General features: G+C 72.8%; 1 protein-coding gene. It reads right to left on the bottom strand.

All coding sequences use genetic code 11. The annotated features are described in order from the left end of the window. Positions 1 to 110: 110 nt before the first annotated feature. Positions 111 to 1,502, bottom strand: coding sequence for an aspartate aminotransferase family protein (locus HMPREF3105_RS11080; RefSeq protein WP_070709630.1), 1,392 nt, complete (start codon positions 1,500 to 1,502; stop codon positions 111 to 113). Between the last annotated feature and the right edge of the window lie 218 nt (positions 1,503 to 1,720).

Raw genomic sequence — 1,720 nt, 5'->3', positions numbered from 1 at the left:
GAGATAGGGCCAATCTCACGACCGAAAGCGCTGAGAACCCCCCTTTCACGTTCGAAAACGCGGGGTGGGCGGACTGGGGCGGGGCCGGCGGGGCTGGGGGGCGGGTCCCGTCAGCCGGCCGCGACCTCCTCGTCGGCGAGGGTGAGGACCTGGTCGAGCACGTCGAGGCCGAAGCGCAGGTCCTCGTCCGAGATGTTCAGCGGCGGGCACAGGTGGAACCGGTTCTCGGCCATGAACAGCAGCAGCCCCCGGTCCTTCGCCTCGGCCATCATCCGCCCCATCACGGGCGCGACCTGACCGAGCGGGGCCAGCCGCTCCCGGGTCTGCCGGTCCTTCACCAGCTCGACGGCCCAGAACGCGCCGGCGCCGCGCACATCGCCCACGCTCGGATGGGCCGCGGCGATCTCGGCCAGCCGCGGCCCGATGATCTCCTCGCCGATCCGCTTCGCGTTGGCCACCATGCCCTCCTCCTCCATCGCGGTGATCGCGGCGACGGCGGCCGCGCACGCGAGGGGGTGGCCCGAGTAGGTCAGGCCGCCGGGGTAGGGCGTGGTCGCGAAGCTCTCGTAGACGTCGTCGCTCATGGCGACGCCGCCCAGCGGCACGTACCCGGAGTTGACCCCCTTGGCGAACGTGACGATGTCCGGGGTGACGCCCGTCAGCTGGTGGCCGAACCACTCGCCCACGCGGCCGAAGCCGACCATGACCTCGTCGATGATCAGCAGGATCCCGTGCTCACGGCACAGCTCCTTGACGCCGGCCATGTAGCCGGGCGGCGGCAGGAAGATGCCCGCGGTGCCGGGGACGGCCTCGAGGATCACGGCGGCCACGGTGGAGGGGCCCTCGAGCTCGATCACGTCGCGCAGGTGGGCCAGCGCGCGCTCGGCCTCCTGCTCGTCGCTCTCCGAGCCGAACGCGGAGCGGTACGTGTACGCGGGCTGGAAGTGCACGACGCCGTCCGACGCCGAGTCCGAGCCCACGCGCCGCAGGGAGCCGGTCAGGTTCGCCGTCAGGCGCGTGGCGCCGTGGTACGAGAGGTACGCGGAGAGCACCTTGTGCCGGCCCGTGTGCAGGCGTGCCATCCGCACCGCGTGCTCGTTGGCCTCCGCGCCCGCGTTCGTGAAGAACACGTGGTTGATGGACTCCGGCAGCCGCTCCGTGATCAGCCGGGCCGCCTCGGACCGGGCGTCGTTGACGTGCTGCGGGGCCACGGTGGCGAGCGTCTCGGCCTGCTCCCGGATCGCGGCCACGATCTTCGGGTGGCGGTGGCCGACGTTCGTGAAGACGAGCTGCCCGCTGAAGTCGACCATGGGCCGACCCTCGCCGTCCCACACCCACGACCCCTCGGCGTCGAGGATGGTCATGGGTGTGAGGTCGCGCTGCGCGCTCCACGAGTGGAACACGTGCGCGCGGTCGAGCTCGTGGGCGCGGCGGCCGCGCTCGATGGCCTCGTCGCTGATCCGGGGGTCCCGGCGGCCGACGTGCTGCTGATGCTCGGACATGCGCCCTCCTTGAGTGTGATGCGGCTCATTCCGAGCATAGGCGCGCCCGCCCTCAGCGCGAGCTGGCGCCCCGCCGCCCGCGCGCCACCCCCACGAACGCCTGCACGAGCTCCGAGTCGGCCGCCTTGAGCCAGGCCAGGGCGACGTCCCAGCCGGGGTGGCGGGCGTCGTCGCCGCCGTGGCCCGCGGGATCCGCCCCGTCGACGACGGCGGCGCCC

Origin of the sequence: Micrococcus sp. HMSC31B01 (assembly GCF_001816085.1) — a bacterium.
Lineage (GTDB): Bacteria > Actinomycetota > Actinomycetes > Actinomycetales > Micrococcaceae > Micrococcus > Micrococcus luteus.
The sequence above is the reverse complement of the archived record's forward strand: the minus strand, read 5'-3'. Positions and strand labels throughout refer to the sequence as shown.